The organism is Methylomicrobium sp. Wu6 (assembly GCF_035916875.1).
Classification (GTDB): Bacteria; Pseudomonadota; Gammaproteobacteria; order Methylococcales; family Methylomonadaceae; genus Methylomicrobium.
Genome location: NZ_JAXUHN010000051.1, coordinates 1 through 26,360, shown reverse-complemented (window position 1 = coordinate 26,360; position 26,360 = coordinate 1). Strand labels below are relative to the sequence as shown.

17 protein-coding genes are annotated in these 26,360 nt (G+C 51.8%); 12 read left to right on the top strand and 5 right to left on the bottom strand.

The genetic code is table 11. The features are described from left to right. Positions 1-243: 243 nt before the first annotated feature. On the top strand, positions 244-1,806 hold the full coding sequence (lnt, locus tag U2W12_RS04685) for an apolipoprotein N-acyltransferase (RefSeq protein ID WP_326499507.1): 1,563 nt from the start codon (positions 244-246) through the stop codon (positions 1,804-1,806). 147 nt (positions 1,807-1,953) lie between these two features. Continuing rightward, positions 1,954-2,487: a septal ring lytic transglycosylase RlpA family protein gene (locus U2W12_RS04680; RefSeq protein ID WP_326499509.1), complete on the top strand. Its 534-nt coding sequence runs from the start codon at positions 1,954-1,956 to the stop codon at positions 2,485-2,487. A 46-nt stretch (positions 2,488-2,533) separates the two neighbouring features. Here U2W12_RS04680 and lspA read toward each other — a convergent pair whose 3' ends face one another. From lspA to U2W12_RS04660, 4 genes are all read right to left on the bottom strand, one after another. Continuing rightward, positions 2,534-3,007: a signal peptidase II gene (lspA, locus tag U2W12_RS04675; protein WP_326499508.1), complete on the bottom strand. Its 474-nt coding sequence runs from the start codon at positions 3,005-3,007 to the stop codon at positions 2,534-2,536. Between the two features lie 8 nt (positions 3,008-3,015). Continuing rightward, positions 3,016-5,841: an isoleucine--tRNA ligase gene (gene ileS, locus U2W12_RS04670; protein WP_326499506.1), complete on the bottom strand. Its 2,826-nt coding sequence runs from the start codon at positions 5,839-5,841 to the stop codon at positions 3,016-3,018. Beyond that, positions 5,825-6,778 (bottom strand): bifunctional riboflavin kinase/FAD synthetase, encoded by a 954-nt coding sequence (gene ribF / locus U2W12_RS04665; protein WP_326499505.1) that lies wholly within the window; start codon positions 6,776-6,778, stop codon positions 5,825-5,827. Before ribF ends, ileS begins: the two co-directional genes overlap by 17 nt. A 225-nt stretch (positions 6,779-7,003) precedes the next feature. Continuing rightward, positions 7,004-7,276 carry a hypothetical protein gene (locus tag U2W12_RS04660; RefSeq protein ID WP_326499504.1) on the bottom strand — a complete coding sequence of 91 codons (273 nt, stop codon included), beginning with the start codon at positions 7,274-7,276 and terminating at the stop codon, positions 7,004-7,006. A 456-nt stretch (positions 7,277-7,732) separates the two neighbouring features. Here U2W12_RS04660 and U2W12_RS04655 point away from each other — a divergent pair, with 456 nt between their 5' ends. The 7 genes from U2W12_RS04655 (at position 7,733) to U2W12_RS04625 (ending at position 20,752) form a co-directional block, all read left to right on the top strand. After that, positions 7,733-8,662 (top strand): SPFH domain-containing protein, encoded by a 930-nt coding sequence (locus U2W12_RS04655; RefSeq protein WP_326499503.1) that lies wholly within the window; start codon positions 7,733-7,735, stop codon positions 8,660-8,662. 10 nt (positions 8,663-8,672) lie between these two features. Then, entirely contained in the window at positions 8,673-9,116 is a 444-nt protein-coding gene (locus U2W12_RS04650) for an NfeD family protein (RefSeq protein ID WP_326499502.1), read from the top strand. 444 nt (positions 9,117-9,560) lie between these two features. Continuing rightward, entirely contained in the window at positions 9,561-11,270 is a 1,710-nt protein-coding gene (locus tag U2W12_RS04645; RefSeq protein ID WP_326499501.1) for a type I secretion system permease/ATPase, read from the top strand. Between the two features lie 19 nt (positions 11,271-11,289). Further along, positions 11,290-12,612 (top strand): HlyD family type I secretion periplasmic adaptor subunit, encoded by a 1,323-nt coding sequence (locus U2W12_RS04640; RefSeq protein WP_326499500.1) that lies wholly within the window; start codon positions 11,290-11,292, stop codon positions 12,610-12,612. 7 nt (positions 12,613-12,619) lie between these two features. Continuing rightward, positions 12,620-13,981, top strand: a complete 1,362-nt coding sequence (locus U2W12_RS04635; protein ID WP_326499499.1) for a TolC family outer membrane protein — start codon at positions 12,620-12,622, stop codon at positions 13,979-13,981. A gap of 918 nt (positions 13,982-14,899) precedes the next feature. Then, complete coding sequence (locus U2W12_RS04630; protein WP_326499498.1) at positions 14,900-18,955, top strand: hypothetical protein; 4,056 nt, start codon at positions 14,900-14,902, stop codon at positions 18,953-18,955. Between the two features lie 261 nt (positions 18,956-19,216). Next, positions 19,217-20,752, top strand: coding sequence for a class I SAM-dependent methyltransferase (locus tag U2W12_RS04625; RefSeq protein ID WP_326499497.1), 1,536 nt, complete (start codon positions 19,217-19,219; stop codon positions 20,750-20,752). A gap of 355 nt (positions 20,753-21,107) precedes the next feature. On the opposite strand, the gene U2W12_RS04620 is transcribed toward U2W12_RS04625, so the two are convergent. Continuing rightward, the gene (locus U2W12_RS04620) at positions 21,108-23,081 is read right to left on the bottom strand and encodes a diguanylate cyclase (RefSeq protein WP_326499496.1); all 1,974 of its coding nucleotides are present in this window, start codon (positions 23,079-23,081) and stop codon (positions 21,108-21,110) included. 487 nt (positions 23,082-23,568) lie between these two features. Between U2W12_RS04620 and U2W12_RS04615 the strand changes: the two genes are divergently transcribed. The 3 genes from U2W12_RS04615 (at position 23,569) to U2W12_RS04605 (ending at position 26,238) form a co-directional block, all read left to right on the top strand. Beyond that, positions 23,569-24,363: a UDP-2,3-diacylglucosamine diphosphatase gene (locus tag U2W12_RS04615; RefSeq protein WP_326499495.1), complete on the top strand. Its 795-nt coding sequence runs from the start codon at positions 23,569-23,571 to the stop codon at positions 24,361-24,363. Positions 24,364-24,419: 56 nt separating this feature from the next. Continuing rightward, the gene (gene lplT / locus U2W12_RS04610; protein WP_326499494.1) at positions 24,420-25,688 is read left to right on the top strand and encodes a lysophospholipid transporter LplT; all 1,269 of its coding nucleotides are present in this window, start codon (positions 24,420-24,422) and stop codon (positions 25,686-25,688) included. A 187-nt stretch (positions 25,689-25,875) separates the two neighbouring features. After that, on the top strand, positions 25,876-26,238 hold the full coding sequence (locus tag U2W12_RS04605; protein WP_326499493.1) for a response regulator: 363 nt from the start codon (positions 25,876-25,878) through the stop codon (positions 26,236-26,238). Positions 26,239-26,360: the final 122 nt, after the last annotated feature.

Sequence of the window (26,360 nt, the reverse complement as noted above, 5' to 3'; positions counted from 1 at the left end):
CATCCCGAACTCGGAAGTGAAACCGCTTAGCGCCGATGATAGTGTGGCAGGTTGCCATGCGAAAGTAGGGAATCGCCAAGCTCTTAATACAAAACCCAAGCCTAGCAGCTTGGGTTTTTTTTTTGTCCCGAATATTGTCAGACGCCTATGTATTTAAAGTAATTCTCCAATCTATGTTTCTCTGAATTTTAAACGGGTTTGCGATAGAATAAGATATTAACTTCAGTTGTTGTTTTCATCTTATTGCTCGAATTTCCTGTCTTGAGGCTTTATCGGAAAAATCTAAAATCCTACGATAGCATCCTTTGGGATGTTATATCGATTGTTTCCGGAGTCGTCTATACCCTGGCGTTCGCGCCATTCAATATATCCTATGCCGTATTTCCCGCACTCGCCTGTCTTTTTTTGACGAGTTTATCTTTATGCCCAAAACGCGCGGCCCTCAGAGGGTATTGTTTTGGCCTTGGCCAATTCGGCTTGGGCGTTTCCTGGGTGTATGTTAGTGTGCATGACTATGGTGGCGGCGGGCTGTTCGGTTCGCTACTTATTACAAGCCTGTTTGTCGGCTTTTGGGCTCTGTTTCCTGCGATTGCCGTTTATCTGGCGACAGCGTTATCGTATAAACAATACAAACGTTTGATTTTATTTCCATTACTATGGGGCTTGGTTGAATATCTTCGCGGCCGCATTGTGCTGAAAGGGTTTCCCTGGCTGCAAACGGCTTACTCGCAACTGGATACTCCGCTTGCGGGATATATTCCTTTAGTTGGCGGCTACGGCACGGGATTGCTCGCAGCGCTATCGGCGGCTATGTTGATCAGGCTATTGATTAAACCCAAATCATCTCAATGGCTTTTGGTCTGCGTAGTAAGCATATGGATTGCTGGCGCCTTTTCAAGAACGGTTGCGTGGACGCAGCCGATTGGCGATCCGATCAAAACAACCCTGATTCAAGGCAATATCTCGCAGGATAAAAAATGGTTGCCGGAAACTCGGGGCCGCACGATCCTGCAATACATACAAATGACCCAAGCACATTGGGATTCTAAAATCATCGTCTGGCCGGAATCATCGGTGCCGGCTTATTTATCCGATGTGTACGATTCTTTTCTGGCGCCGTTAAGTAGGATCGCAAAAGCACATCAAACCGATTTGATTATCAGCGTGCCGTCCTTTGGCAATGCGGAAGGGGAAAAATACAATTCGGCCATCACGCTGGGCAGAGAAGAAGAGATGTACCGGAAGGTTCATTTACTGCCTTTTGGCGAATACATGCCGTGGCAGCCCGTATCAGGCTGGATATTGGCGCATTTCAACTTGCGCCTCAGCAGTTTTACGCCGGGCAGTCCGGACCAACCTTTGTTGAGTGCGGGCGGCTACCGCTTCATTACCTCAATCTGCTATGAAGATGCGTTTACCGAGAATGCACTACGAGGATTGCCGGAGGCGGCATATTTGGTCAATGCGACCAATGACGCTTGGTTTGGCAACTCAATCGAACCGCATCAGCATTTGCAGATAGCGCGCATGCGGGCATTGGAAACAGGGCGTTATCTGTTGCGTTCGACCAATACCGGTGTGACCGCAATTATATCGCCTGAAGGGCAGGTAGTGAATCAGGCGCCGTTATTCTCCACGACGACATTGACCGGCATGATATTACCTATGGCCGGTCTGACGCCTTATGCGCGGATAGGGGGAGATACGCCGATCGTAATCTTTATGCTTGCGCTGTTACTCATTGTAATGATCCAGGGCAACGCTCAAACAGTCCGCGAATGTTTTTTCAAGTCGAGAAGCTATTGAATCACTTGGGTTCAACTCATCAGTGCAATTCCATAACTTATGCGGCTTTGCTAGTAAATATCTCCGGTACTCACTCTTGATATTTAAGCAAATAATAAGACTTATGTTTTATATTGCAGAAGGTTTTTAATGCTTTGTTGCCGAGCTATATCAGTGTTCACTTATTCTCAGATTTTTCAAAAGAAGACGGCTCTATCATGCATCGTGTTAAGTGCGGTTTTGTTTAACGGGTGTGCCACCAAGCAAGCCGTATCGCCAGCATTGTATCAACCGAGACCCAAAGTCCAGCACGCTGAAAATTACAGACACAAAGCCGCCTATAATCGGCCTTATCGGGTTAGAGGGCGCACTTATTATCCAATGACCTCTGCCGCGGGCTATAAAGAATTTGGTACGGCGTCCTGGTACGGTTCGGAATCAGGGAATCGGACAGCCATTGGGGCGCGGTTTAGGCCACAAAACCTGACCGCTGCACATAAAACCTTGCCATTACCTTGCAAAGTCAGAGTGACGAATCTTCATAATGGCCGTTCGGTTAACGTTCTGGTCAATGACAGAGGCCCTTTTAAGCAGGGCAGGCTGATCGATTTATCGATGGCTGCTGCAAGAAAAATAGGAATTCGCGGGTTGGCAAAAGTCAAAGTCGAATATATTGGAGGTCAAGACAGTGATATTGACTGAGTCATTCCCTCCAGAGTCACTCATTGTTTAAGACAAGGATATTGACTTATTCTTTTTTTGCCGCGCCAAACCAGCCGAACGATTCGGCCAGCATCAGAAACACGCCCAGATTGATCGCCGAGTCGGCGATATTGAAAGCAGGAAAGTGCTTGTTCAAGTAATACACATCGATAAAATCGATTACATAGCCGTAAGCCACCCGATCGATCAGATTGCCGAACGCACCGCCTAGAATCAAAGCCAATGCGGCCGCGAGTAGATTCTCATGCTTTTGCAGTTTGGCAAGCCAGATCGTGATGCCGATGCTGATTGCCAGCGCAAGACCAGAAAAAAACCAGCGCTGCCAGCCGCCAGCCTCGCTCAAAAAGCTGAACGCCGCGCCGGTATTATGCACATAAGTCAGATTGAAATACGGCATGACCGGAATCGATTCGTACAAACGCATCGAGGCGTCGATCGCCAATTTGCTGCCCTGATCGAGCAGCACCGCGAACAGGGTTAACCAAAGCCATTTCAACATCGGCATGATCACGCAAATTGACGGTTTTCGCCGTCGCCGGCAACGTTTTCGACGCAGCGTCCGCACAATTCGGGATGATCCGCATGTTCGCCGACATCATAACGCTGATGCCAGCAGCGCACGCATTTTGGCTGTTCAGAGACGATCACCTTGACGCGAACGCCTGGAATGTCGGTTAAAGCCGCATCGTCCGGGCAGAATTGTTCGGCGATCACCGAGGCCCCGGAGGTGATCAGCACAAAGTGCAGTTCGCCGGCCAGCAGGTTCAATGCGTCGAAATAGCCGTCGCTGCAATACAGTTCGACCTCCGCATTTAATGAGGCGCCGATGTCGCCTTTCGCGCGGCTTTTTTCGAGTTCCTTGCTGACGACAGTGCGCACGGCCACCACTGTTTGCCATGTGTCGCGATTAATCGCAGCATCGGCGCCCAGTTGAGTCAACCCCGAATACCAGGTTTCGAGGAAAACCGATTCGCTGCGTTGGCCCGGCATAAAGCGCCATATTTCATCGGCGGTATAGCTGACGATGGGCGCCAGCCAGCGGACCAGGGCTTCGAGTATGTGATACATCGCGGTTTGCGCGGAACGCCGGGCCAGACCGTCGGTTTTTGCGGTGTATTGACGGTCCTTGACCACATCCAGATAAAAGCCGCCGAGGTCGATCACGCAAAAGTGATGCACTTTCTGATAAATCGACTGGAATTGATAGCTTTCATAAGCCGCCTTGATCTCTTCCTGCAACTGCCAGGCGCGGTCCATGATCCAGCGGTCCAGGGCAAGCAGCTTACCGGTTTCGACTAAATGCTGCGCCGGGTCGAAGTCGTTCAGATTCGACAGCAAAAAGCGCGCGGTATTTCTGAGGCGGCGATAGCCGTCGGCGGCCCGGTTCAAAATTTCATCCGACACGGTCATTTCGCCGCGGTAATCGGCCGAGGCAACCCACAAGCGCAAAATGTCCGCACCGAGGCCTTTCATCACCGATTGCGGCGCAATCACATTGCCTTTCGATTTGGACATTTTCTTGCCGTCCGCATCAACCGTAAAACCGTGCGTCAACACCGATTTGTAAGGTGCGACATCGTTCATCGCGATCGACGTCAGCAGGGATGACTGGAACCAGCCGCGATGCTGATCCGAGCCTTCCAGATACAGGTCGGCCGGGAAGGTCAATTGCTCGCGGCGGTCTAGCACGCAGGAATGGGTCACGCCGGAGTCGAACCAGACATCGAGCGTATCGTTGATCTTGTCGTAAAACGCGGCGTCGTCTCCCAACAATTCGGCGGGATCAAGATCGAACCAGGCATCGATGCCGCGCACCTCGATTCGTTTGGCGATTTGCTCGATCAGTTCGATCGTGCGCGGGTGCAGTTCGCCGCTTCCTTTGTGAATGAAGAACGTGATTGGAACTCCCCAGGTGCGCTGCCGGGAAATACACCAGTCGGGACGTCCGTTCAACATGCTTTCGATGCGCGCCTGGCCCCAGTCCGGAATCCAGGTGACGCGTTTGACTTCGGTTAAAGCGGTCTCGCGCAGCCGGTTCTTCTCCATCGAGATGAACCATTGAGGCGTTGCGCGGAAAATAATCGGCGTTTTATGCCGCCAGCAATGCGGATAGCTATGCTGAATAGCATGGTGATGCAAGAGCTTGCCTTTCGCCTCCAGCACTTCCAGCACGTGTGTGTTTGCCTTGAACACATGTTCGCCGGCGAACAGTTCGGTATTCGGTAAAAACACGCCGTCGCCGCCAACCGGATTATCGACCGGCAGCCCGTATTTTAGTCCTGCAGTATAGTCCTCCTGACCATGGCCGGGTGCGGTATGTACGGCGCCGGTACCTGCATCGGTCGTGACATGATCGCCGAGGATGATCGGCACTTGCCGTTTGTAGAAAGGGTGTTGCAGTAGCTGATGTTCGAGCGCGGCGCCCTTGCAGTAGGCGATCACCTGCGGATTGTCGATGTCGTAGCGCGACATCGCATCCTTCAGCAACGCTTCGGCGACGACCAGCCGTTCCTTGACGCCGTCTTTTTCGCATTGCACGACCGCGTAATCGAGTTCGGGATTCAAGGCGACGCCCTGGTTTGCAGGCAAGGTCCACGGTGTGGTGGTCCAGATCACCACCGACAGCGGGCCTTCGCCTTCGCTGACATGGTGGCAATTGGCCAGGAAAGCGGCCGGATCGACCACTTCAAAACGCACGTCGATCGCCGGCGAGTGCTTGTCTTCGTATTCGACTTCCGCTTCGGCCAGCGCGGAGCCGCAATCGGTGCACCAGTGCACCGGTTTGGCTCCATGCGCGATATGGCCTTTCGCGACGATCTTGCCGAGCGAGCGCACGATGTCCGCTTCAAACGCAAAATCCATCGTCAGATAAGGATTGTCCCAGTCGCCGAGAATGCCGAGCCGGACAAAGGCCTCTTTTTGCAGCGCGACCTGCTTGCCGGCATACTCGCGGCAGGCCTTGCGGAACGCGGCGGACGATACCTTGACGCCGGCTTTGCCGATTTTCTTTTCGACCATCAGTTCGATCGGCAAGCCGTGGCAATCCCAGCCCGGCACATAAGGCGCATCGAAACCGGCCAGCGTCTTCGATTTGACGATGATATCCTTTAATACTTTGTTGACCGCGTGGCCGATATGGATTTCGCCGTTTGCATATGGAGGACCGTCATGCAGCACGAATTTCGGGCGCCCGGCCGCCGCTTCGCGGATTTTGTGATACAGCTTGGACTCGTTCCAGATCTTTAACCGTTCCGGCTCGCGCTGCGCCAGGTTCGCTTTCATCGGGAAAGCGGTCGTCGGTAAATTGAGCGTTTTTTTATAATCCATAGTCATAAGCTTTCGAATCGGCAAAAATCTTTTGAGTTGCGGCCACATCTTTCTCGATCTGGGCCTTCAGTTTTTCGAGGGAATGGAAACGCATTTCATCGCGAATTTTGTGCTTGAAATGCACTTCCACATAACGCCCGTAAATTTCTTGGTTAAAATTGAACAAATGCGTTTCGAGGATCACTTTCGAACCGCCGTCAACGGTCGGCCGCGTACCGACGTTCGCGATGCCCTGAATGGCTTTCGCGCCGAGCCCGGTCATCGTGACCGCGAAAACGCCCTGTAAGGGAGTATTCTTTCTGTGCAATTTGATGTTCGCGGTCGGAAAGCCGAGCGCTCTCCCGCGTTTTTCGCCATGCACGATACGGCCGCAGACCGAATAGCTGTGGCCCAGCAATTGTTCCGCCTGCTTAAGGTTGCCGGTCGTCAACGCATCCCGAATCAATGTGCTGCTGACCCGGAGGCCATCGACATGCAATGAGCCGGTGTCCTCGACCGAAAAACCCCATTGCCGGCCTTTTTCCTGTAGCATCGCGAAGTTGCCGCGCCGGGCCTTGCCGAAATGAAAATCATCGCCGATCACCAGATGCCTGACGTTCAATTTCTTGATCAGAATGTCATCGATGAAATCTTCGGCGTCCAGATTCGCAAACTGCCTGTTGAAACGCGCGACCAGCAAATAATCGACCGGAAGCTCGGCAAAATCGATCACTTTTTCCCGGAGGCGCATCAGCCGCGAGGGCGCGTTATCGCCGAGAAAATACTCCAAAGGCTGTGGCTCGAAAATCATCACCGCGACTGGCAGGCCTGTCGCCCGGCCTTTCTCTGCCAGTTTCTCGATCACCGCGCGATGGCCCAAATGCAGGCCGTCAAAATTTCCGATGGTCAGCACGCAGCCCCGATCGAGCGGCTCTAGATGGGATAAGCCTCTGATCACTCGCATGGCATACGTTTCAAAACAGCGGGGCGAGTCAGAATCAGTCCCGTCGGCATGCAACCGGGCAACGACTGATCTTGCGCGGCGGGCTCGGAAAAGGCACGGATCATGCGTTTCCTTCAATTAAAACATCCGATTCTATCATGATTAGCCTGGTAGGGTACGCGCCACATGCTATTTCGAACATTCCATTATGGAGGCGGAATAAGTCTCCCCCATAATGGGGTTTTACTATTTGCTGGGTGCCGGAACGCTTGGCGCAGTATCCGTAGCGGGAGTTGGGACAGGCACCGGGGCGGGTTCCGCGATTTTCGCAGGGCTTTCCTTTAGCGCCTTCTCTTCTTTTTCTCGTTTGAGTCCTTCGCCGTACATGGTGACGGTAATCATGATCAAAATCGGCGTGATCATCAGGACCATAAAGCGGGTTGGTTCCTTCAAAAAAAAGAGTATCCATTTCGGTTTGATCATGCCAATGATGAAGAAAAGAACCGTAAATGCCGCCATGTGGAAAGAATAAAATACCATGTTGAATTTCCTGAAAAATTGCTCAAAGCCGGGCGCAACGGAAGAGGCGGAACCGGCCGTTTGTAACCTTATACTATACCATTATCCAGAGGCGATATTAATCCTTGCGCAGAGCCAATGATTCAATGAGAGTGGATTGGATTCCCATAAACGCTCGTTCCCGGCGCGGCGGTGAATAAAGTTTATGATGGAGAGTCGGCGGTTTCTTATGGTATAAGGCATCTTTATGCGGAAGTCAAAAGATTCCAATAAAATCAAAGATGTTGATGTTCTTTGTACGCTATTGATTAATAAGGAATATCTGTGTTTATGTGTAAAGATTTAGGGGTATAGGGACAAAGACTTGCTGAGTTTTTAACTAAAGACAGATAGGTTCGTATCGGTCGGTAGTCTATTCTTTACATGAGTTTTTTACCTAGCAATTGAGGAGGCCTCATGGGTGGTTTTGGGATTTTTGTATTAGCGTTATTGGTTTTAGCAGTACTAGGTGTATTTCTTGCCGTCAAATCGGTTCCTCAAGGCATGGAATATACGATCGAACGGTTTGGCCGATATACCAATACGCTGACTCCGGGATTAAATATCATTATTCCGTTAGTCGATCGGGTTGGCCGTAGAATGGTCATGATGGAACAGGTGATGGACGTGCCATCGCAGGAAGTGATTACCAAGGACAATGCGATGGTGACCGTGGATGGCGTGGTGTTTTACCAGGTCATGGACGCAGCCAAGGCCGCCTATGAAGTCAGCAACCTGGATTGGGCGATTTTGAACCTGGTGATGACCAATATCCGGACGGTGATGGGCTCGATGGACCTGGATGAGCTCTTGTCCCGGCGCGACGATATCAATGCGCGTTTGCTGACAGTGGTCGACGACGCCACGACCCCTTGGGGCATCAAAGCCACCCGCATCGAAATCAAGGACATCGCGCCGCCGAAGGATTTGGTCGAAGCGATGGGGCGGCAAATGAAGGCGGAACGCCTGAAACGCGCATCGATTCTGGAAGCGGAAGGTCTCAGGCAATCCGAAATTTTGCGCGCCGAAGGCGCTCAACAGGCTGCCATTCTGGAAGCGGAAGGCCGCAAGGAAGCGGCTTACCGGGATGCCGATGCGCGCGAGCGCTTGGCGCAGGCCGAAGCCAGGGCGACCCTGATGGTATCCGAGGCGATCGGCAAGGGCGATATTCAAGCGGTCAATTATTTCGTCGCGCAAAAATACATCGACGCATTGCAAAAAATTGCTTCCGCCGAAAACGGCAAGCTGATTTTCATGCCACTAGAAGCCTCGAGCGTGATCGGCGCATTAGGCGGGATCAGTGAGCTGGCCAGGGAAGCGATCGGCAAAAATGCCAAAGGAACATGAGGAAAAAGCGATGAGCGAAATGGTTTTTGTATTCTGGTACTGGTGGATATTGGCGCTGATCCTATTGGTGATCGAATTGGTCGTGCCGGGCTTCTTTTTCTTGTGGATGTCAGCGGCGGGCTTTGTGACCGGTTGTCTGGTCCTGCTGTTTCCGGCGACGCCTGAAAACTTTCAAATCTTCGAGTTTTCGGTGTTATCGATCGCTGCCATCGCGGCCTGGCGGTTTTATGTTAAAGTCCACCCGATAGAAACCGATCGCCCGCTCTTGAACAAACGCGGCGCGCAATACATCGGCCGGGTTTTCAATCTCCATGAGCCGATCGAAAACGGGCAGGGCAAGATCAAAGTGGACGACTCGATTTGGAAAGTTCACGGCCCCGATTGCTCCATTCAATCAAAAGTCCGGGTTGTTTCGGTAAACGGCACCGTGTTCGAGGTCGAGAAAGTCGAATAATGCCCCAGGGCGGCAAGTATGTCCTTAAACGCAAACCCGCGGCAGAAGAGGATGGAAGTCGCCAGGCTCAATCAATCGCCAAATCGATTGACAAGGTTCTACCGGCTGAGTGATACGCCGGCAATTGGATGTGTGGTGGGGGTTTACACCCCCCAAACTGTTGTTATCCCCCAAGCATTTCCCAACACTTACTGGAGTTAAGCGGGTAATATCCAGGAATAAAGCAATTACTTTGTTGGGTCTGTGGCTTTTTGCGCGTCCATCGATGATAAACTTAATGGCGGCACAAAAATTGCTTGAACTAAAGTTCTCTGGACTTATCCTGACTTACTGTCAAAGCCACATTGATGGCATGAGTGAATAAACCCTTGGCTTATCGCATATTAAAAATACACAATTTATGAGATAATATATGGTTTTATTTGCAATCGACACTGCCTGCGCATGAATACTATCAAGACTGATCTGGAAAAGGCACTGATGCTTTGTAAGGGTGCGTTTCTGTCCGCGGCGGGTTTCAGCTTGTTGATCAATTTTTTAATGATCGCGCCGTCGATCTATATGCTGCAAGTGTATGACCGCGTGGTTACGACCGGCAATACAACAACGCTGCTGATGTTGACATTGATCATATTAGTGTTATTCATCACGATGGCGTCCTTGGAATGGGTGCGGTCACAAATTTTGGTCAGAGTCAGCACGCGATTGGAAGTGCTGCTGAATGTGCGCCTGTTCAGGGTTGCATTTAAGCAAGCCTTATTTTCAGGCGGGCGGCAGGCGACGACACAGGCGCTCGATGATCTTACCGGCTTGCGTCAATTTCTCACCGGGAGCGGATTGTTTGCTTTTTTCGACGCGCCTTGGATGCCGGTATATTTGGCATTGCTGTTTTTATTTCATCCCTGGTTTGGTTGGTTTTCGATTTTTACCGCAATTTTATTGAGTCTGGTTGCGGTGGCGACCGAAAAGGCCACGACCAAAACACTGAGTGAAGCCAACGATATCGCCATCGCCACGCGGGGATTATTGAGCAAAAATTTGCGTAATGCCGAAGTAATCGAATCGATGGGCATGTTGGGTAATTTACGCCGACGCTGGATGGAAGGCTCCTTAAAAGTCCTGGATTTACAAGCAGTCGCTAGTTCTCGTGCCGGGTTATTAACCGCCCTTTCCAAAGTCATTCGCCTTTCCTCGCAATCGCTGATTTTGGGATTAGGCGCCTATTTGACGATCGAGCGCGAAATTTCAGGGGGGCTGATGATTGCCGGTTCCATCCTGATGGGCAGGGCATTGGCTCCTATTGATTTGATGATTGGCTCCTGGAAGGGCTTTATTAGCGCCCGAGGACAATACCAGCGGCTTAATGAAATTCTGCAGCAGATACCCGACGAAAAAGAGCACATGCAATTGCCTGATCCAGAGGGCCGCATTCAGCTCGAAAACGCCATCGTCACCCCCCCCGGTAGCAAGACCCCCGTTATCAAGGGACTCAATCTGGTGATAGAAAAAGGCGACATTGTCGGAGTAATTGGGCCCAGCGGCGCCGGTAAATCAACGTTGGCGCGGGCAATACTGGGTATTTGGCCAACCGTTAACGGAGCGATTCGTCTGGATGGCGCGGAAGTCTTCAACTGGGACCGCGAGCATCTCGGCGGTTTCATTGGCTACTTGCCGCAGGATGTTGAGTTATTTGAAGGGACCATTAGCGAAAACATAGCCCGTTTCGGTGAAATTGATCCGGAAAAAGTCGTCGAAGCCGCAAAAATGGCCGATGTACATGAGTTGATTTTACGATTCCCCGAAGGCTACGACACTGTCATTGGGGCGACGGGCGGGAATCTTTCGGGAGGTCAGCGGCAAAGAATCGGTTTGGCGCGGGCCTTGTATGGCAATCCGGTTCTGGTCGTTCTCGACGAACCGAACTCCAATCTCGACGAACAGGGCGAAAGCGCGCTCGAAAACGCTTTGCTGCACCTCAAACAAAAACAAACGACCGTAATCATCGTCACGCACCGGAACAATGTGTTGACCAAAGTTGACAAACTGTTGATCTTGAATGACGGCGTGCTGGTTGTTTATGGGCCGAGAGTTCAAGTCATTGAATATTTGCAGCAACAGCAAAAACAGCAACAGGTCATCGCGCCAGTTGCCTAAACCTCCAGATAAACCAAATATGACAGAAATCACCCCAATAAAAACTGCGTCCTCGGATTTGCAGACCAATGATCGGTCTGTTCGCAGGATTGGTGCTGTAATCGTGGTGCTGACATTCGGTATTTTTGGCGCCTGGGCATTTTTGGCGCCAATAGATAGTTCGGCATTGGCGCCAGGCGTCGTCGTCGTAAAATCGCACAGAAAAACCGTTCAGCATCTCGATGGCGGCATTGTCGCCAAAATTTTGGCCAAGGACGGCGACCTGGTCAGCGAAGGCGATGCCTTATTGATACTGGATGATACGCAAATAAAAGCCCAATTGGAAAGCGCGCGCAGTCAATTCATCGTCTTGTCCGCGCAGGTTGCGCGATTGCGTGCGGAGAAGGATCATCTCAAACAAGTTGTCTATCCGGAAGCGCTGAATGATGCAAGTGACCCAAGAATAACGGAGGCTAAACAGGCCGAAAACAATGTTTTCCACTCCAGGATTACGACCCATGACGGCGAAATGGCGGTGCTAAAGGAAAGGGTAAGTCAAATATCCAGTAAAATTAGAGGCTTGCAAAGCCAGGTCGAGAGCAAGAAAATACTGGTCGACTCATACGGCGAAGAAATCCATGATTTAAAGGAATTGTTGGCTGAAGGCTTCGCCGACAAGCAACGCTTGCGCGACATGGAGCGCAACCATGCCATTCAAAGCGGCGAAATTGCTCAGATTAATGCCGAAATCGCCACAAACCAGATGTTGATCAGCGAAACACGCTTGCAAATTTTGCAGATAGAAAAGAAGTTTCAAGAGGAAGTCGCCGGCAAGCTCAGCGAGGCGCAGGCCCAACTAAACGAAGTAACCGAGCGTATGTCCGCATATCAGGACAAGCTTAACCGTATCATTATCAAGGCGCCGGCCAGCGGCATGGTGATGGGCCTGTCGGTGCATACCCAGAATGGCGTTATAGCTCCCGGTCACGCAATACTCGACATCGTTCCAAAAGACGCCGAATTAATCATCGAGGCGCGGGTGTCTCCTAACGACATCGATCGTGTCACGGTGGGCTTGCAAGCCGAAGTGCGGTTTAGCGCATTCAAACAGTCGCAAACGCCAAAAATGAACGGCAAGGTTATTCAGTTGTCGGCTGACCGTTTTGTCGATGAGCAAAACGGGCAGCCTTACTATCAAGCCCGCATCGAACTGACTCCCGAGAGTCAAAAGGATCTCGGCGAATTACAATTGGTCCCGGGCATGCCCGCGGAAGTATTGATCAAGACCGGCGAAAGAACCTTGTTTGAATATTTGGCGCAGCCCGCAACCAATGCATTCGCGCGCGCGCTTATTGAAGATTAGACGCTACATGTATAAATTTAACGTTCTGTTGACGTTTGTGTTTTGCTCGTGCGTCCAGATGGCATGGGCGGATGATTTGTTGACCGTTTATTACCAGGCCCTTGAGGCCGACCCGCGGCTCAAGTCCGCGGTAGCGAAATTGGATGTCGGCGCGGCGCAAAAAGGCCAGGCCCTTGGCTTAATGCTGCCGCAAATCACCGCGTCCGGCAACTGGTCGAAAAATGGCCAAAGAACGGATAACGGCCCAGAAGCCAGAAATAGTTCCTATGTAGGTACGCGTTACTATGTCTCGCTCAGTCAGACACTGGTTGACTTTGCCAAATTCTGGGAATGGCGGCGCGCGTCCAAAGTGGAAGATCAATACGCCGCGGAGGAGATCGAAGTCCGGAATGAATTAATTTTTAATGTGGTTGACCGTTATTTCAGCGTACTCGAAGCGGGCGATCAATTGGAATTTACGCGTGCTGAAAAAGAAACAACCCGGCAACAGTTGGTGCAGGTACAGAAACAGTTTGCCAAGCAATTGTTGAAAATAACCGACGTGTATGCCGTGGAAGCGCGTCTGGATCAAGTCGCCGCCGACGAAATAAAGGCGGAAAGCGATCTGGTGACGAGTCAGCAAGGTTTGCGGGAATTGACCGGTGTGTTACCATCAGCCTTACAAAAGCTGAGTGAAAAAATCGAGTATAAAGAGCTCGAAGGCGAATTGCAGCAATGGATAGATATGGCGCAGAGCCAGAACCCCGCGCTTTCCGCCAAAAGAATTGCGATCGAAGCGGCGGAAAATAACGTGGCCGTGCAAAAATCCAAATATCTGCCCGTCGTGGATTTGCAGCTGAATTATTACGACACCAACACTGGATACAATAGCATCAAGCTGGGCGCGGATGTGCAAACCCAGGTTGCGGCTATCAACGTCAATGTGCCATTGTTTTCGGGCGGGGTCACGACAAACCAAATGTATGAAGCCAAAAGCAAATTACAGTTAAGTCAATACGATAATGAAATCACCTTGCGCGGTCTGATCAAGGAAACCAGCGACGCCTTTCTCAGCACCAATGCCAACGCCCGGCGCATCAGGGCCGCGCAAAAAGCGCTCGAGTCGGCGGGCAAATCGAGCGAAGCGATGGAGCGTGGTCTGTATTACGGCGTCGTTACGGTGAGCGATCTTCTTAAGGCGCAACAGAACGAATTTATCGCCAAAAGAGACCTTGCGCAATCCAAGTACAGCTATATCAAAAATCGTGTCCGCTTTTTGTTGGCCATTGGCTCTCTCGTCGAAGAAAACTTGCGTGAGGTCAATGATTGGCTCGGTCCCGCAAGTGCCGATTCAACGTCGGCGAATCATGCGCCAAAGCCGAATCTCTGATCAATCAAACGGAAATTTAAACAAATAAGCATCAATTGAGTGGCTATCTTTATGATGGCATTCATATTTTAAGTTTTTTAAAGCTCGCTTGCCGTTAAGCGAGGTGAGTTTTCTCTGTCGCCATGCTAATTGACAGGAGCGGTATGGATTGCCGAAATCTCGGTTATGGGCGGCCGAGGGTTTTGTCCAGAGGGGGTTGGTTAGTGTCTGCCGATTTGGTGCAAGCGGATTTTTTTGCACTAAAATTGAACAGGCAAGCAGTGCGGGGCGGGATTGATGGAGTAAGCTTTGGCGGCATTCAGCTATTGTTCAGCGGGTATTGCATATCATGAGGATTGTGCCATATTAGGTTGGTACATATTTTGCTTGATTTATGTTGTGGTGGTGTTTTGGCTAAAAGTGACATGTTATTGACTGGAGGCAACAAAATAACGTTGTGGTTGTTTTGAGACAGACATCAAGTCCGCGAAGGCGTGTTGGTCTGTTTATAACTTGGCGTTTTTGTGTGAAAAATCAATAACCCTAAGGCTCGAATTAAAGTTGTTGATTAATTTGGCATTAGTGGCGACTGGCAGGCTGAAACCACCGTCCCTGGCAGCAATGAAGCAAAAAGTGATCCCGATCAGGGGATGGCGGTGCGTGCGATCATTCGTGCCCACTCAGGGGATTTGTAAAAAAATATCGATAAAACAAATGCATGCAAAAGCATCTGAATAATGAGGTAACAAATCGTCCAAAAAACTAGACAAAGTTGCTTGAATGTCACTATACTTTAGGCGTAAATAAAGGAGAGATTTATTTAGCGCATGAAGCAAAAGAAAGCCAAGTCAGTCGGTCGTCTATTGAATTGGGGCGTGGCATTGCTCATCTTTTAAACTGTTTCCAAACAGAGATTATTGTAACTATACGGAGTAAATTATGGCACTTAGTACCACACAAAAAGCACAGGCAATGCTCGACACTCTTAAGGGGTACGGGTTTACACTGTCAGCTAATCAAGTAGCTGCGATTAACAAACAAATCATTAGATTGTACGATAAAAGCCATAAGACCGACGATCAGGTCGCAACATGGCTTCAGAACAGCGCAGCTTATAAGAATCAATTGAATAAACTTTACAAAAGCCCGTCATATTTGGGAGATGACAATGGCGACAACAAAGTTTCGAAAGATGAAAAGAAAGTATTAAAAACCGACATTCATGATAATCTTATCGCGGCGGCGCAAGGGATTACTCAAACCGGAGCTTCCTATATCCTCACCAACGACACCGATATAGCGACTGCCAACGTATTCACCGCGGGCCTGGTATACACTCCAGGCGGTAACGACCGCATCAACGCGCTGCAAAACGAAGACGAACTGACCGGCGCGGGTACCAATCCGACCTTGAACGCAACGGTCGGCAACGTTAACGACAACGGCGGCACTACCATCAATCCGACGTTGACGGGTATTGAAACCATCCATACGAAGTTCCTTGGCGATAACAGCGTTTTCTTAAATCGGGCTGTTGATTCCATCGATTTACGTTTCGCCGATGCCGCGTTGAAGACGCTGACCATCGATGCGATAGGTAACATCGATCATGTCGAGTATGACAACATCGGCTCTAGCGTGGCTAACCTGGCGGTATCCAATAACGTGGTTGACAACACCACGGCCGATTTCGACTATCAAAATGGCGTCCTCAAGGGTCTTGACGACAAGGGAACCTTGACGGTGACCAACGTCAATATGGCGCGCGGCGGTATTTATATTGGAAACCATGGCGGGAACGAAGGTTTCGAACACCTGAACCTGGTCAGCAATGGCAATTCCAATGCGTTGGGACACCTGACAGGTCCGCAAATGAAGGACCTCACGATCACCGGTAACAGCAAAAGCCTGTCGCTGGTGGATACCCAGGATCTGGTTATCGATGGCCACGTTGAAGGCGTTCAGTTCAATGCGGGCAACGGCGTCAGCAATCCGAGCAGCGATGGTTTGCGCTTCATCGATGCCACCGGCTTTAACGGCGATCTGAGCATCGACATCACCAATGCGGTCGGCGGCCACAACGACCCTGCCAACTCCGGACAGAAGTTTTACACCAAAGTGGCCTCCGGCGCGGGTAACGACACCTTCTGGACCTCCTCGGACCTGGCGGCCAGCAAGAATTTCGGCGCCGATGTGCTGAATGGCGGCGGCGGCAGCAACACCCTGAAGCTCTATGGCGCCAACATTCAGCTGTGGAACGATGACGGCTCGGCAATTACCGATACCGGCAGCATTGCCGACCAAGGCAGCCTTGCCCAAATTACCGGCATTCAGCACCTCGAGATGCGCACCCAGTTTTCAGGTAATATCGATACGGTGATTGCCAACATGAATGCCTTCACCGATAACGCGGTGACCGACATTCAGATACGTAACGAATCGAACAATGGCGTGGGCGATGACGACCATTTCATCGTCGAAAACATCTCCGCGGCCTTGGCCAGCAGCGGTAATGTCGTGCTGCATCACGCCGCCGACTACGGAAATAACGATCAAGTGTGGCTGCGTTTGGCCGATGCGACCGGCACCAACGACACCGTTGCCTTGACCGTGGTCAACGACCTGAATACCACGACGCAATATGACTACACCCTGACCACCACGGCCATGGACAAGACGATCGGCGGCGCCGCCAACGGAACGGTCGAAAACGTCACGATCAACGACAACGATAGCGAGTCCAACGTCGTAACCTTGACCAACGCGGTCGATCACACCGGCACCGTCACCCTGAACGGCGGCACCAAAGGCAATTTCTACAAGGTCAACTATGCCGACGGCAGTGATCCTTTGCTGGCCACAACCGTTGACGCCTCCAAGCAAAAGAGCGACCTGTTTCTGCAAGTTGCGCCGGCTGCGGCCACTTCGCAAACCGTCAAGCTGGGTACCGGCAACGACGCGCTGCTGTTCGCAAACGCGGCTCGTGACGCGGGATCCCTTAACCTGCTGACCGGTAACGAAACCATTACCGATGCAGGCGGCGCCGATGTCGTGACCGCGATCTTCAGCAAGGACTTGACCGGCCAGCCTTCCTTCTCCGGCATTGAAACCTTCCAAACGGCGGCTACGGCCAATGTGGCGATGGATCTGTCCAAGACCGGTTTGACCACGCTGAACCTGCTGTCCGACTCGGCGGTTGATGGCGCGAACGGCCCGAACGACCAGTACAAGCTGGGCGCCGGCGCCATCGTCAAGACCAGCATCATCACCGCGAACGGCACTTCCGCCGTTTCGACGCTGAACTTTGCCGGCAGCAACGAAGACAATGATCCCGCCACTCAAATCGGCACTTTTGCTCAGGTCTTCAACGGTGTGACGCTGAATACCAGCGCCGACAACCTGACTGTCAACATCAACAGCAAGGCCGTGGGTCTGGACAACAAAACCCACGCCGAGAAAGGTGCTACTTCCTATACCCTTGGCCAGTTGACCGCGCAAGCCGCGAAGTCGATGACGATCGCGGTCACCGATGAACTCGCCATCGCCGCCGGCGCCACCAAATCGGCTACGACAACCGTGGTCGACAACATCTGGGCGAAGAACCTGGCTTCATTGACGGTGACCGCCCAAGGCGATGTCAATCTGGGCACCATCACCGGCAATGCGACCAATAACAACATGACCTCGTTGGATGCGACCGGTGTGCTCGGTTTCTTCCAGGCGACCGACATCGCGCTGGGCGACAATGCGGTAGTCAAGATCAATGACGGCGGTTCCATCTTCAATGCGCTGGGCTCCGCCGGCAAGAACGTGACCATCACGGCGGGTAACGGTTTCAACACCATCACCGGCACCGCGCAGAACGACACCATCACCACCGGTTCGTCCAACGACCTGGTGAGTGGCGACCGCGGCGACAACCTCATCGTCACCGGCGCCGGCAGCGACTACGTTCAGGTCAAGGATGGCAACAACACGGTCAATATTGGCTCCGGCGATCTGGAATGGTTGAAAATCAACGAAAATACTGGTCTGGATGCCTCCAAGGCGACCAACGTACTGACCGGTAACGGCATGCTGACCCACGTCGGTATCGATACCAATGGTGATAACGTTTTTGATTTCGAGAACGATATTGCCGTGGGCACCGGCCATGACCTGGGCATTCACTGGATTGGTAACACCATCCAGATGGCTTCCTCGACGCTGGACGGCCGTGTCGCTCTCGATGCTACTGTCGGGACTTTGGGCCAAACGACACTTGCCGGCGGTGTTTTGACTGCCGACAATGCCAATGCTTATCTGTTGATAGGTGCTGCCGCTGCGGGCGGCGTGACCAAGATCGATATGTCCAAGGCAACCGCGGGCGTCTTCCTGGATTACGCTGCTGACGGTACGTCCGACGGCGCGGGTAATCTGACCGTCATTGGCTCCAACGGCAACGATGCAATCGTTCTGACAAACGCCGGTACCAACATCATCAATGCCGGCGCCGGCGCGGACATCATTTCCCTAGCAACTGGAGCTGGCGGGCTGGATACCATCGTGGTGGGCGACGGCCAATCGACGCTTGCGGGCTTCGACAAGATCTTCAATTTCCATGCTGGCGTTGAAGACAAACTCGATCTGTCAAGCACCAACTTGGCAACCGCGACGGCTGGTTTCGTAGCATCAGGAATCGCCAATGTGAACTATCAGATCGACGCAAACGGAACCCTGACGTTCCAGAACGCCACGACTTTGGCCGGGCTGGACATCGGTAAGGACCTTAGCCTGGCCCAGGCGCTCTCGGTCGCGGCCGGTAAGACAACCTCGCTGGATACCGTATCCTTCTTGTATGATGCGGATGGATCCGGTGCCTGGGGCGATGCTTTGGCGAACGGCGTGGCCAGCCATGACGGCACCATCGTCTTCCAGAACACCGCGCAAGGCACGGTGGTTGACTTGGTTGGCGTAAACAGCAATTTGGGCGCCGGCGGCATCGTCATCGTCTAAGGCGTTATCAGCTGAGCGGCTCCCCGATGGTTTCTCGTCGGGGTTGCTTCGATGCCGGAAAACCCCGTCCCTGCAGAGGGGCGGGGTTTTTTTTTGAGTATTTCCGGGTAGGCAGACCGTTTTAGCGTTTGTCTCACCCATACTATTTTTAAAGTAAAGCCAATGACAAACGCCCACTCTTCCGGAATGGGCGAAATTTTGACCGCGGCGCGAGAAGGGCACAGGCGTACCCCTTTCGCGCCCACGAATCGAGGAGACATTATGACAGACTGGACCTCCGGCTACGTGGCCGATATCGGCTACACCTACGGTTATTACGCGGAGTTGAACCCGTTGCGGGTCAAGCTTGCATTCCTGCACAATGGCTTGGTTTGCCCCGAGGTTGGAAACGCCTGCGAACTCGGCTTCGGGCAGGGCGTCAGCGCCAACCTCCACGCCGCCGCTTCCCTCACGCAATGGCACGGCACCGACTTCAATCCCTCGCAGGCCGGTTTCGCGCAAGAACTGGCAACCGTCTCGGGTTCCGGCGCCAAGCTCTATGATGAAGCTTTCGCGGATTTCGCCAGCCGTTCCGACTTGCCTGAATTCGATTATATCGGCCTGCACGGCATCTGGAGCTGGATCAGCGACGAAAACCGCGCCGTGATCGTCGACTTCATTCGGCGTAAGTTAAAAGTCGGCGGCGTGCTCTATATCAGTTATAACACGCTGCCGGGTTGGGCCGCTTTCGCGCCGATGCGCCACTTGATGACCGAACACGCCGAAATCATCGGCGCCGAGGGGCACGGCATTCTCAGCCGCATCGATGGCGCCCTGGATTTCGCCGAGAAGCTGATCGCCACCCACCCGACCTATTCCCGCGCCAATCCCCAGATCGCCGAGCGCGTCAAAAAGATCAAGGGACAGAATCGCCACTATCTGGCGCATGAATACTTCAACCGCGACTGGCATCCGATGCACTTTTCCACGATGGCCGGTTGGCTGGAATCGGCCAAGGTTCAGTTTGCCTGCTCGGCCCATACTCTCGATCATATCGAGGCCGTGAATTTGACCGTCGAACAGCAGGCTTTTTTGAAGGAAATTCCGGATAGTATGTTCCGTGAGAGCGTGCGGGACTTCATCGTAAATCAGCAATTCCGCCGCGATTATTGGATCAAGGGCGCGCGCAGGCTCTCGGCGCTGGAACAGGCCGAGGCCTTGCGCGCCCATAAAGTCATGCTGACCACGCACCGAGCCGACGTGACGCTTTCCGTGACCGGCGCTTTGGGCGACGCCACTCTGAATGAGGCGGTGTATAAGCCTATTCTCGACCTCCTGGCCGATCACAAGCCCAAGACCCTCGGCCACATCGAGCAGGCCGTCAAAGCGCAAGGCATCGTCTTCACTCAGGTCGTTCAGTCGGCGATGGTGCTCAGCGGTATCGGTCATCTGGCTGCCGTGCAGGACGAGGCCGTCACGGCCAAGGCCAAAAAACACACCGACAGGCTCAATGCGCATCTGCTCGGCAAGGCGCGCAGCAGCAACGACGTCAATTACCTCGCCAGTCCGGTGACTGGCGGCGGTGTGTCCGTGGGACGTTTCCAGCAACTTTTCCTATTGGCTTTGAGCCAGGGCAAAAAACAGCCTTCCGAGTGGGCGCAGGCGGTGTGGCAGATCCTTGAGGCTCAGGGTCAGAAACTGATCAAGGAAGGCAAGGCCATTGATAAGGTCGAAGAGAATCTCATCGAACTGACCGCGCAGGCGCAAATTTTCGCGGAAAAGCAGTTGCCGGTTCTGAAAGCTTTGCAGATCGCCTGACGTGAAATAAGCCGTGATCGCCCATGCGCGGTGGGCGGTGGGGGCATTGTCGCGGCGTGGCGTGCCTGTCTTACGCGCCGCGGCAAGGCTTTCCGCGAAGAGTCTGCCGCAAGCGCCATTTCGATGCGTCATGGGGAGGCAACGAAGAACAGGCTAACTGGAAAGGCCGTTTCCTCTCGATAATGGCAAGATTCATTATGCCGACGAAGAAGGGGACAGCAGGGCGATCATCGCTGCGCTCCTGATGAACGCGCCGACCCTCGGCGATGGCAATAGCCGTTGTGGCGCTTCCGATGTTTTTGCGGGATGGGCGTTATCGAAATAATAAAAGCGTACCGTGAATGCAGCGATTCGCTCACTTCTCCGTTTCGAACGAATAGCCCAGTTGTTTTTGTTTGGCGTGGTACATGCTGGCATCCGCATAGTGCAGCAAAGCATCGTAGTCGGTGCCGTGGCGGGGGTAGAGAGCGATGCCGATGCTTACGCCGAATTGAATCGATTCGTTACCGTAGGCGATTGGCTTATGGAGGATTTCGACGATTTTTTTGGCGACGGACGCGGAAGCTTGTTCGTCGCTGTCCGGCAGCAGCAAGGCAAATTCGTCGCCACCCAAACGCGCGGCGGTATCGGTATCGCGTAGGGTCTCCGAGAGCTTTTTGGCAACTTCCTTCAGCGCAAAGTCGCCCGCGGCGTGGCCCATTTTGTCATTTACCGATTTAAAGCCGTCCAGGTCAAGATAATGTATGGCAAAAGGCATGCGGCTGCGGTGCGACATTGCGATGGACTGTTTCAATCGCTCGATGAACAGACGGCGGTTGGCAAGGCCGGTGAGTTCGTCGTGAAAGGAAAGCCAGATCAGTCGTTCGTCTTCTTGTTTGCGTCGGGTAATTTCGAATACCAGGCAGTCGATGCCGATGACATTTCCGAATTCGTCATAAACCGGCTCGCTGGTGATTTCAAGCCAGCGCCGTTCTTGTTGGATGTCATACACTTCAAGCGCAAAGGGCGGGCAAGGTATGCCCTGGCGGCTGAGTTCAAACAAACTGCTGATTCTTCGGTTTTCCGGATTGTCGGTAACACAACGTTCGAAATCGGTGATGAATGTTTCGGGCCGATAGCCGAGCATTGCCGAGACGGAAGGGCTGACATAAGTAATTTTGCTCTGCTTGTCGCATTGGAAGAAAAAATAATTTTTGCTTTGATTTTCGACCAGGTTGCGGAACCGGATATCGTTGTTTTGCAGTTCGGTTGCGCGTTTTAGCAGCATCCGCTCAAAATCGCTCGGAAATTTCGGAACGGTTTGCTCAGGCGCGGGCGCAGGCGCGTTTTGCTCATCTTTAGACGGCGCTACGGGCACGGCATACCGGCGATGGCGCCGGACATGAAGACTCCATAACCCGATATATCCGATCATGAATAATAACGGCACTAGGGTTTCCCCTAAGCTCTCTTCATTGGGGGGAAGAGTTACCGTTAGGGAGGGCTCGACGTTTCTTTTAACCTCGATAGCGGGTGCCGCCGGCGGCGGCAACCATTTAAGATATATCGCGTTCATTTCGGCTTCGCTCAGTGCATCCAGGCCTTTTTGCAAAATACCGGCCAGTATCGGCCAGTCTCCACGAACCGCAATGCTTTCATCGGCAGTGTGGCGTTCATAAAAGCCCGCCAATTTGATGCCGGTTAATTTGTGCTTTGTTTTTATATAATTCGCGGTGCCGACAAAAGTGATACAGGCATCCGATTTTTTCACGCGCACCGATTGCAGGCATCCCAGCATCGACTTCACGACATGGGGTTTGATGGCGGGATGAATTTTTTTGAAGCTCTCCGTAAATTGATAGCCTTTGACATAGGCGACGGTTTTTCCGGCAAGATCGGTGGGCGAATTTATCGAGGCGTCATTCTCGCGCGTGACGATGGTCAATGATTTGGTCAGATAGGGATGGGTAAAATTGAACAATAAGCGGCGCTCCGGGCGATCAACCATCGTCGCCACGACATCCACGCGCTGTTCGGCAATGGCTCTGTATATCCGGCTCCAGGATTTTCGCGGATGATGTTTAAAGCGGATAGCGAGTTTTTGACCGAGCGCATTGAAAATGTCGACCGCGATGCCGCTGAACCGCCCGTTTTGGTCAACAAAACTGAAAGGCGGCAGGGAGTCGTCGAAAGCGACGCGAATTTTTTTATGGCGCATGAGCCATTTTTTTTCTTTTGCGGTTAGCTTTAACGAATAAGTCGCCGACACCTGGCTTTTTGGCGGCAATTCGATGGTGCTGTCCGCAAATGCACTATTGACTAGCAAGCACAATGCAATAAGAAAAGGCATTTTTATGATTTGCTACCTGAATTGAAATAGCGCATGACCGAAAATTTTTTTCAGGCGCATGCGCGATTTGAAATTTTTAAAACACGGCTTCATACCATTCATTAGATCGGATAACTTGCATTAACGTTCAAAAAAGCATGCCCCTTTAGGGTGTTGCTGTCGGGTTGTTCCGGTAATCCGCTGCTGACGATCGCCAACACGGGTGGTTCCGTATTTTTGCCGATAATCGTCGTCAGTTCGGGTCAACCCGCTAGATAACTTGTAGCACAACAACTGCTTAAATTCCAGTTTTTGAGAAACTTTCATCGGCTTCGAACCTATTAATTTGAACAGACGGAGGGTTAACTTTTTCCTCCTGTCACATAACTTTCATTTGTCTCTGTTAGCATCCCGCAGACTGTAAACCTTTGAGGATGCTTTTTCGGCGGATTTATATCGGCAATTTCTCATGGGTCTGCGATGCGATAACGAGAAAAGTAAATTGCTTATGGATATCAACTCCTACCGAACCATCTGGATTTCAGATCTTCACCTCGGCTCGACGCAATGCCAGGCGGATGTGCTGCTCGATTTTTTGAGGCACAACGACAGCGAAAAGCTTTATCTGGTTGGCGACATCATCGACTTCTGGTCGCTTTCGAAGAAGATGTACTGGCCACGCGATCACAATACGGTGATCCAGAAAGTGCTCCGAAAGGCACGGCACGGCACGCAGATCATTTATGTGCCCGGCAACCACGACGAAAATGTCAGGGATTACAATAATTATATATTCGGCGATATTGTAGTCAAAAACATGGATGTGCATACCACCTACGCGGGTAAGCAGTTTTTGGTCGTGCATGGCGACGAATACGACACGATCGCTCAATACCATCAATGGATCGCCAGGCTGGGCAGCGTGAGTTACGACTTTCTATTGTGGATCAATCGTATTTTACGGCTGATTCGGCGTATGCTGGGAATTCAGTCGCATTTCTCGCTGGCCGCGTTTGTGAAGTTCAAGGTTAAAAATATCGTGCAATTCATTTCCGAGTACGAAAAAAGCATTGTCAGCACTTTGCGCGACAAGGGCCTGGACGGCGTGATTTGCGGCCACATTCATCATGCCGAAATCAAGGAGATGGAGGGGTTTTTGTATGTCAATACGGGCGATTTTGTCGAAAGCTGCACCGCGATCGTTGAGCATTTCAACGGCCGTCTGGAGCTGGTGCATTGGGTCAAGATGGAAGATGCCGCGCTTGAGTTGAATAAACGTCTCGAAACGCATGTGCATGAATGAAGGTTATCGACGACATGCATAAACCTTCAAATTCTTTTGCCCCGGTCCATCCCATTGTGGCTTCGACCCCCGCAAGCATAGAGCATCCGATGGCGCGCGGTTTCTACATCATTCTCGCCGCACAGTTTTTTTCCTCGCTCGGCGATAATACGCTGCTGTTCGCGGCGATCGCTCTGCTCAAGGCGATGGACGCGCCGGCCTGGCAAATCCCGGTTCTGCAACAATTCTTTGTGTTTGCATTCATTCTGTTGGCCCCGTTTGTCGGCGCTTATGCGGATGCCTTGCCGAAAGGCCAGGTCATGTTTATCAGCAACAGCATCAAAATCGTCGGCTGCCTGGCGATGTTGATCGGCTTGCATCCATTGCTCGCTTATGGCTTTGTCGGCCTCGGCGCGGCGCTGTATTCGCCGGCGAAATACGGCATTCTGACCGAATATCTGCCGGTCGAAAGACTGGTCTGGGCAAACGGTTGGATGGAAGGCCTGACCGTCGCGGCGATTATTTTTGGCGCGATTTTTGGCGGTCTCTTGATCGGCCATCGGGCTGATGAACACATCGTAAAGCAACTGGGCGGACTGGCGTTCAACGGCGGTATCGACACCGCGCCCGAATTCGCGATTTTGGCGGTCCTGGGTATTTACCTGATCGCGGCAATTCTAAATTTCTACATTCCCAAGCTAGCGATCGAGCATGCGTTGACGCATCGCAATCCGGCAACTTTGGTCAAGGAGTTTTGGCAGAGCTTATGGCGGCTATGGAAAGATCCTCTCGGTCAGGTGTCGCTCGGGGTCACCTCGCTGTTTTGGGGGGCCGGCACGAGTTTGCGTTTCATCATTCTCGCTTGGGCCGCTGCTTCGCTGGAACTCGATTTGGAACAGGCGACGCAATTGACCGCGGTCGTTGCGGTCGGTCTTGCGATCGGCTCGGTGATTGCGGCCAAATGGGTGCCGGTCGCTCATGCCGTAAAAGTTTTGCCGTTGGGTATCGCGATGGGAGTGGTCGTGCTGGCGATGGTGCTGGTGCGCGACTGGCGGGTTGCATCGGTGTTGCTGATCGTAATCGGTATTCTTGCCGGCAGTTTTCTGATTCCGATGAACGCCTTGCTCCAGCACCGCGGGCATTTGTTGATGGGCTCGGGGCACTCCATCGCGGTGCAGAACTTCAATGAAAACCTGAGTATTCTGTTGATGCTCGGCGCTTACTCGCTGATGATAAAGGTCGGCTTTTCTATTCATGCCATCGTGATCGTATTCGGTTTGTTTATCGCGGTCAGCATGGGCGTCATCAATCAAATTCATGGTCACGACCAGGATTTGAATCCATAATTCGGCCGGGCGAAAGACCCGTTAAGTACTTTACAACAAGTTAATCTGTATTGTTTTTTTGCGATGCAGACTAATATATTAGTTAGATAAATATTATTTTTATCTCGCTAATTGTTAAAAACTTATTGCCAAGACATTTTATTTTCCGATCTGCTAATTCAACAAGACTGGAATAAAAGGCGAAATAATGCTTGTACGAAAAATTTTACTCTGTTACGAATCTACTATTGAAAACTCTTATCTTAAATGTGCCTTGGAAAGCGCAAATAATATTTTGGTTTATGCAAACGATGGCGAAGAAGTCATTGATAAAGCAAAATCCGAAAAGCCAGATCTTATATATATGGATATCATGAGGCTTGGAAGTCGAGGCTATCAGGTCATACAAACCTTGCGAAATATCTCTGAAACTAGAAGTATTCCTGTCATCTTTTTCAGTGGTAAGCATCAAGAAGCCGATCGCATTTGGAGTCAGTTACAAGACTCGAGAAATTTAATGGCTACGTTCGACTTAGGCGTATCCGGCGATAAAAAATCCATCTCCTGCTAGCTGTTAAGTGCTTCGCGAGAAGTTCGTTTGCAACCTGTGAATAGCAAATCAATGACTTAGAGAGCTCAAGAAATGCCAATGAACTTGTTGCTATTCACTTAAAGTCGGCAACTACGGCTTGC

What these genes read in the sequence shown, in the direction of transcription:
- lspA (WP_326499508.1), bottom strand. Translation starts at nt 3,007, where the DNA reads ATGTTGAAATGGCTTTGGTTAACCCTGTTCGCGGTGCTGCTCGATCAG.
- ileS (WP_326499506.1), bottom strand. Translation starts at nt 5,841, where the DNA reads ATGACTATGGATTATAAAAAAACGCTCAATTTACCGACGACCGCTTTC.
- ribF (WP_326499505.1), bottom strand. Translation starts at nt 6,778, where the DNA reads ATGCGAGTGATCAGAGGCTTATCCCATCTAGAGCCGCTCGATCGGGGC.
- U2W12_RS04660 (WP_326499504.1), bottom strand. Translation starts at nt 7,276, where the DNA reads ATGGCGGCATTTACGGTTCTTTTCTTCATCATTGGCATGATCAAACCG.
- U2W12_RS04655 (WP_326499503.1), top strand. Translation starts at nt 7,733, where the DNA reads ATGGGTGGTTTTGGGATTTTTGTATTAGCGTTATTGGTTTTAGCAGTA.
- U2W12_RS04650 (WP_326499502.1), top strand. Translation starts at nt 8,673, where the DNA reads ATGAGCGAAATGGTTTTTGTATTCTGGTACTGGTGGATATTGGCGCTG.
- U2W12_RS04645 (WP_326499501.1), top strand. Translation starts at nt 9,561, where the DNA reads ATGAATACTATCAAGACTGATCTGGAAAAGGCACTGATGCTTTGTAAG.
- U2W12_RS04640 (WP_326499500.1), top strand. Translation starts at nt 11,290, where the DNA reads ATGACAGAAATCACCCCAATAAAAACTGCGTCCTCGGATTTGCAGACC.
- U2W12_RS04635 (WP_326499499.1), top strand. Translation starts at nt 12,620, where the DNA reads ATGTATAAATTTAACGTTCTGTTGACGTTTGTGTTTTGCTCGTGCGTC.
- U2W12_RS04630 (WP_326499498.1), top strand. Translation starts at nt 14,900, where the DNA reads ATGGCACTTAGTACCACACAAAAAGCACAGGCAATGCTCGACACTCTT.
- U2W12_RS04625 (WP_326499497.1), top strand. Translation starts at nt 19,217, where the DNA reads ATGACAGACTGGACCTCCGGCTACGTGGCCGATATCGGCTACACCTAC.
- U2W12_RS04620 (WP_326499496.1), bottom strand. Translation starts at nt 23,081, where the DNA reads ATGCCTTTTCTTATTGCATTGTGCTTGCTAGTCAATAGTGCATTTGCG.
- U2W12_RS04615 (WP_326499495.1), top strand. Translation starts at nt 23,569, where the DNA reads ATGGATATCAACTCCTACCGAACCATCTGGATTTCAGATCTTCACCTC.
- U2W12_RS04605 (WP_326499493.1), top strand. Translation starts at nt 25,876, where the DNA reads ATGCTTGTACGAAAAATTTTACTCTGTTACGAATCTACTATTGAAAAC.